The sequence below is a fragment of the Synechocystis salina LEGE 00031 genome (assembly GCF_015207985.1).
Taxonomy (GTDB): Bacteria; Cyanobacteriota; Cyanobacteriia; order Cyanobacteriales; family Microcystaceae; genus Synechocystis; species Synechocystis salina.
In genome coordinates this window covers 48,803-54,802 of the sequence record NZ_JADEVV010000026.1, presented here as the reverse complement: position 1 = coordinate 54,802, position 6,000 = coordinate 48,803, and the positions used below count along the sequence as shown (strand labels likewise).

8 protein-coding genes are annotated in these 6,000 nt (G+C 48.9%); 6 read left to right on the top strand and 2 right to left on the bottom strand.

Features of this window, described 5'->3' with window-relative positions; all coding sequences use genetic code 11:
* The coding region (locus IQ217_RS10535) for a stage II sporulation protein M (RefSeq protein ID WP_194019902.1) at window positions 1-395 on the top strand (395 nt) is incomplete at its 5' end.
* 1 nt (window position 396) lies between these two features.
* Here the strand turns inward: IQ217_RS10535 and IQ217_RS10530 are convergent.
* The gene (locus IQ217_RS10530; RefSeq protein WP_194019901.1) at window positions 397-1,629 is read right to left on the bottom strand and encodes a bifunctional sterol desaturase/short chain dehydrogenase; all 1,233 of its coding nucleotides are present in this window, start codon (window positions 1,627-1,629) and stop codon (window positions 397-399) included.
* Between the two features lie 190 nt (window positions 1,630-1,819).
* Here IQ217_RS10530 and IQ217_RS10525 point away from each other — a divergent pair, with 190 nt between their 5' ends.
* The gene (locus IQ217_RS10525) at window positions 1,820-2,347 is read left to right on the top strand and encodes a DUF4330 domain-containing protein (protein ID WP_194019900.1); all 528 of its coding nucleotides are present in this window, start codon (window positions 1,820-1,822) and stop codon (window positions 2,345-2,347) included.
* Between the two features lie 14 nt (window positions 2,348-2,361).
* Entirely contained in the window at window positions 2,362-3,546 is a 1,185-nt protein-coding gene (gene lpxB, locus IQ217_RS10520; protein ID WP_194019899.1) for a lipid-A-disaccharide synthase, read from the top strand.
* Window positions 3,547-3,608: 62 nt separating this feature from the next.
* On the opposite strand, the gene petF1 is transcribed toward lpxB, so the two are convergent.
* The gene (gene petF1 / locus IQ217_RS10515) at window positions 3,609-3,902 is read right to left on the bottom strand and encodes a ferredoxin PetF1 (RefSeq protein WP_190597489.1); all 294 of its coding nucleotides are present in this window, start codon (window positions 3,900-3,902) and stop codon (window positions 3,609-3,611) included.
* 405 nt (window positions 3,903-4,307) lie between these two features.
* Here petF1 and IQ217_RS10510 point away from each other — a divergent pair, with 405 nt between their 5' ends.
* The 3 genes from IQ217_RS10510 to IQ217_RS10500 all read left to right on the top strand — a co-directional run bounded on the left by IQ217_RS10510 (window position 4,308) and on the right by IQ217_RS10500 (window position 5,938).
* A complete protein-coding gene (locus tag IQ217_RS10510; protein WP_228024297.1) occupies window positions 4,308-4,910 on the top strand; it encodes an RDD family protein in 603 nt (200 codons plus the stop codon).
* A gap of 359 nt (window positions 4,911-5,269) precedes the next feature.
* Window positions 5,270-5,518: an NAD(P)H-quinone oxidoreductase subunit L gene (ndhL, locus tag IQ217_RS10505; RefSeq protein WP_190597493.1), complete on the top strand. Its 249-nt coding sequence runs from the start codon at window positions 5,270-5,272 to the stop codon at window positions 5,516-5,518.
* Between the two features lie 105 nt (window positions 5,519-5,623).
* Window positions 5,624-5,938 carry a DUF3007 family protein gene (locus tag IQ217_RS10500; protein WP_194019898.1) on the top strand — a complete coding sequence of 105 codons (315 nt, stop codon included), beginning with the start codon at window positions 5,624-5,626 and terminating at the stop codon, window positions 5,936-5,938.
* Window positions 5,939-6,000: the final 62 nt, after the last annotated feature.

Sequence of the window (6,000 nt, the reverse complement as noted above, 5' to 3'; positions counted from 1 at the left end):
TGGGAATATGGACCATTTATGCCCTGTTTTATAACGGTCTACTGCTGGGGGCGGTGGGGGCATTGGTGGCCCAACATAATTTGGCCATTCCCTTTTGGGGTTTTGTCTTTCCCCATGGCTCATTGGAATTACCGGCAATTTTTCTGGCGGGGGCGGCGGGCTTACTCATTGCCAAGGGGTTATTGTGGCCAGGGCCCTACCGTCGGGGTTACGCCCTCAAACAAAAGGCGATCGCCGCGGCTCAATTGGTATTTGGCATTGTGCCCCTGCTAATTATTGCAGGCATCATTGAAGGGTTTATTTCCCCTGCTCCCTGGATTCCCGATGGCCTGAAATATCTTTTGGGAACAGCATTTTTTTTGCTACTACTCAGCTATGGGTCTCGGCAAAAGTAGTTTAGGACTTTTTGCTAAAGCAACGGAAATAAAGGGAGACAAAAAATTCTTTGATGGGAAAGGCAATGAACGTGATTGGGTTGATGGTGACAATAATATTGCGGCTGTCCCGCTTTACCCCCTTCACCACTTGCCGAGCCACCCAGGAGGCACTCATAATGCCCACCGGATTGAGTTTGCTTTTGAACGGCCCCAGGATCAGTTTACGAATCACGCAGGGGGAATCCAATCGCTTCAAGGTAACCAAATCCCCTAACGCTCGCTTACTCAGTTCGTACAAAGGGCTAAACGCTGGATTAACTTCCGCCTCGGAGGTATTCACCCAAATTTCTTTGGTGGCAATGTGTCGATTAGTTTTTACCGTGGCTAGGAATAATTCCATTAGGCGCAGGGCAGAAAAAGTATTAACTTCGTAGGCTTGCTCAATTGCCTGGCCATCCCGCCGCTGGTGGACGTTTACTCCATGGTTAATGACCAAAATGTCAATTTCCCCTAGCAAATCCTGGAGTCGATCTTCCTGGCCGATGCACCATTGTTCAGTTCTAATGGGAATGGTTTTACCTGTCGCGGTGATGCTGACTTCTTGGCCAGAGGAGGTAAGGGCGATCGCCTTAGCACCCTGTTGATGGAGTTCCTGCAAAAGAGCCTGGCCAAAACCACCGGAAGCCCCGGTAACTGCAATTTTTTTGCCTTTGAGGGACAAAGCGGTGCCCAACATTTTATCCACCAGGGTTAGGGTTCCACAGAAGTAAGCATTGGGATCATCAAAATGGTGGCGCCAATGGTAGGTGCGGTTCACCATCCAAGGGGCCGGCGGCGCTAAAAATGGCCCTGGGCGGTGGGTTAAATCCGTAATCTCATCGGCATTGGGTAGTCCCATTCCCCTGGCGATCGCCGACAGCAAAAATCCCAAAGTGTAAATCTGCCCAGCGCTGGCAGCCAAGATTAGGGGCCAATGGTCAAAACTCTGCCACATCCAGGTTAACAAGGGCGGCCAAATGCCAAAAGCTAACATTACTAATGCTTCCGGCACATCATTGTACCAGTGAGCCTTTTGATAAATTTCCGTGCTCACCACCGATAAATCAGAGCGGAATACCCGGTGGTGCCAGCCATGGAGACGATAAAGCGGCGACCATACATGGGCCAAGGCATGGTAGCAGTCCCGCACCAGTTCCACCCACAGCACCGAAGCCAGGGCTAAACCCAACCCCATTAACCAAGCCATTGTCATACGTTAAAAATTTTTACTGCTATGTTAAGTTTTGTTCTATCGATGGTAACGGTTTACGGCCCAGGGTAGCTCCCTCCGACAATAGATTTTTTCAACAAGCCTGGCAAAGTTTGTCCCCTTTCTCCATGTTAGAATTGCGGGGATTTTTTCTTGTTGATTTCCTCCCCAGTCTAGAGTTAGCAATTTTCCCATGAAGCTCATCGATTCCCGTGGCAGAATTTTCGGCATTATCAGCCTGTTGGATCTGGGGGCCGCTCTGATCATCCTCATGGTAGCCGTGGGCATTTTCGTTTTGCCGGGTAGTTCGGGGAAAAGTATTCTTGCCCAAGCTAACGCTGCATCTATCGAATTAACCGCCATTGTCCGGGGGCTAAACGTATTGGACCCCCAGGTGGTGCTGAATGAGTTTAAAGCGGAGAAAACCAGCATCATTATCCGCAATCAACCCGCAGGGCAGGTAGAAGTGGTCAATGTCCAGGAACTACCCCGTAATCTGGCGATACCCCAACCCGATGGCTCAGTGAAATCTTTGCCGGATCCTCGACCAGAATCTAACTACAGTCGGGATATGCTCCTCACCCTCAAGGGCAGAGGGGATGTTACCTCCACGGGCATGGTACTGGGGGGACAAAAGGTAAAAATTGGTACAGTACTGGAACTAGAGGGAAAAAACTATAACTTCAATGCCAGTGTGGTGGGCATTAAACAACCCAATTAGCGCCCATCATTTCTATGAGAATTTTTATTAGCACGGGAGAGGTTTCTGGAGATCTCCAGGGGTCCCTGTTGGTCACAGCGCTAAGGCAACAGGCCCAGGAGGAGAATTTAGAACTGGAACTGGTGGGTTTGGGGGGAGAAAAAATGGCGGCGGCGGGTATGAAGTTGCTGGCTAATACGGCGGCGATCGGTTCTGTGGGATTGACCGAATCCCTGCGGTTTATTATTCCCACCTGGCGCATTCAACAAAAGGTTAAAAGTTATCTCAAAACCAATCCAATTGATTTGTTGGTCTTAATTGACTACATGGGTCCCAATTTAACCATCGCCAATTATTTGCGGAAAACCTACCCTAATTTGCCAATTTTGTACTATATCGCTCCCCAGGCCTGGGTTTGGTCTCCCACAAAAAGGGAAACGACTCAAATCATGGCCGTAACCGATCGCCTGTTGGCCATTTTTCCGGGGGAGGCAGAATTTTTTCGTAATCAGGGTTTAGACGTCACCTGGGTGGGACATCCATTGTTAGACCGCATTACTAAGGAAGCTCCCAGTCGAGAGGTAGCCCGTAAAAAGTTGGGCATTGACCAAAACCAAACAGTGATTACCCTCCTGCCCGCTTCCCGTATTCAGGAACTGCGCTACTTATTACCGCCTATTTGTGGCGCCGCCCAGCAATTGCAGAGTCAACTGCCAGATGTAAAACTGCTTTTGCCCGTTTCCCTCAAGGATTATCAGGCCCAGATCGAAGAAACCCTGAAGGAATTCAATCTCACAGTGCAACTTTTGGACGGCAGGGAAACCCTAACGGCGATCGCCTGTGCCGATCTGGCCATCACCAAGTCAGGAACGGTGAATTTGGAAATTGCTCTATTAAATGTGCCCCAGGTTATTCTTTATCGAGTCAGCCCCCTGACCATGGCGATCGCCAGACGAATTTTTAAATTTGACCTGCCCTTTGTGTCCCCCACCAACATTGTGCTCAACCGGGGCATTATGCCGGAACTACTGCAGGAACAGGCCACCGCCAGCAACATTGCCCAGGCCGGCTTGGAATTACTGCTGAACGGCGATCGGCGAGCCACCATTGCCCAGGATTACCAAGCCCTCAGAGAAGCCCTCGGGGAACCGGGGGTTTGTGAACGGGCCGCCCAAGCCGTACTGGAGTTTGCCAGTGGACGACAAAAAAGCAGGGCTTAAACCCTGCCGTGGACAATTATGAAACTATCAAACTCACTAGCCCATGGCCAGCATCCTTACCCTTAGTAGAGGTCTTCTTCTTTGTGGGTTTCAATGGTGCAATCAGAGGTGGGATAAGCCACACAGGTCAAAACATAACCAGCTTCAATCTGGTCATCATCCAAGAAAGACTGATCGGATTGGTCAACACTACCGGAGGTGATCTTACCGGCACAGGTGGAGCAAGCCCCAGCACGGCAGGAATAGGGCAGGTCTAGACCAGCTTCTTCCGCAGCATCGAGGATATAGGTATCGTCAGAACATTCGATGGAACTTTCACCATCGGGGGTGATTAATTTAACGGTATAGGATGCCATAGATGTTTCCTCTTCTCAAAAAAACAGTAGAGAGATTGCCTCATGAAGCCTCCATCGGGACAACTATATCCAGATCGAGCTACTTCAGAAAACTTAACTGTTCTGATACTACGGGAAAATCTTGAATTGACAAGGAAGCATTAGCAATGAAATGGCTAGGTCTTAATTAGATAATCTTCACTTATGTTTGCCCCCAGAGTATTTTTGCCCGTCGGCCTGGCAATTACAAAATCAAGAAAAGGCTAGAATTCCAGGGATTAAGGGAGTTTTAAGGACTGGGAGAGCAAAGATGGAAAGAATTAATCTTCCTGGGGTTTGACGATAAGATTGTCTAATCATTGCCGATGACAAGCCCCAGGGTCTGGCATGCAGCGGTGCCCCAACAAAATGGCAAAATAGACGGCAATGGCCAGTGGTTCCATTAAAGATTATCCCTTGCCCCCTGAGCAAAGCTTGATTATGTATGACGACGACCAGCGCCGCGATCGCCGCTTACCCCTGGCCCCATTGGAACGGCGAGGCTATGGCTACCTGTTGGATTTTGTCGTGATTTGGTTATTTAGCAGTCTGGCTGTGGGTTGGGTACAGCTACTAATTTTTATCGCCGGTTGGTTTGCCCTAAGGGTAATTTTGGTGTCTGCTAACCAGGGGCAAAGTTTGGGGGGCTGGGCCTTTGACACCAGGGTGGTGCACCTGAAAATGAAGCGTTTGCCAGGCATTTTGGAGTTGAGCCAGCGGGAAGGCATTTTAGGCGCCGCTTCTTACCTAGCCATGGTGGGCTTAAATATTAACTTTGCCAATGGGGTAAGTTTTTTATTATTGGTGGCGCCCCTGTTTGGCGATTTAATCTGGGCGATCGCCGAGGATGGCCTTGGCCAAGCGTTCCATGACCGTGTTGCCGGCACAGTGGTATTGAGTAGTCGGCGGGGTTTTTCCCTCGATTTGAGGCTAAAAAAGTTCTGGTTTGACCTGAAAAAACAATGGGACAATAGGCAAAGAAGACGTTAAGTATGGGTGGAACCATTGACCAAAATATGGGTGAGGGATTCCCTTTTCTCCCTGGCGGACTAGGGTCAACAGCCTGGTGGCAGATGCGCCTTGCGCCCTAGCTTAGATTTTTGATACAGTATCGGAGTTAACACGGTAACAAATAGCAAAAACCAAGCTAAACAAATACAAGGTATTTTTTGTAGCCGTGGTTCGCCCTTCGGAACGAGGATTTTCCGCTGATCGCCAGAATGTAGAACTGATTATTCTTCAGAATAGCAAGCAGTTCTCTGGGTAGGGAGTCCCTTTCTTTAACAGGGAAGATTAGTTCACAATTTCACTGGGCTGTTGCCCCCGGACCTTAACCCCCAGCCAGGATTATGGAAGATTTATTAGGTTTGCTACTTTCCGAAACCGGTTTATTGGCGATAATTTACTTAGGCTTAAGCCTAGCTTATCTATTAGTTTTTCCCGCTTTATTGTACTGGTACCTGCAAAAGCGTTGGTACGTAGCTAGTTCCATTGAAAGACTAGCCATGTATTTTCTGGTGTTTCTCTTCTTCCCTGGGCTATTGGTACTCAGTCCAGTGCTGAATTTGCGTCCCCGCCGCCGGACTCAAACTGCCTAAATTTTGCCTTTATTGAAATTGTAACTGGGGCGGCCATGCTCCAAACCCGGTTGCCCCCTTGTTTTTTGTTCGTTTTCACCATTTGTCATTCCAGGGAGAAACACCATGCGACGCATTGATGCTTTGGCCATTGCCCTGGGTTTTTTCCTCCTGGGCGGAGTGGTTTACGCTGGATTACAGGGCTTTGGCATCAAAGCTCAGCAAGCGGGCATTTGGACCCAAGCGGTGCTGGTGGGGGGCCTACTGATTTGGTTGCTTTCCTATGTCACTAGGGTATTTACCCACGACATGACCTACCACCAACAAATTAAAGAGTATGAAGATAAAATGATCGAACTCCGTTGGGCCAATATGACCCCAGAAGAACGGGAAAAACTGCAAGCTGAAGTGGTGGAAGAAAAGGATACCCTCAGTTCTTGAAATGCCAGAGGTCTTCCTAGGCTATTGTTGTGTTGTTGGCTGATAATATTTGCCGATTTTTG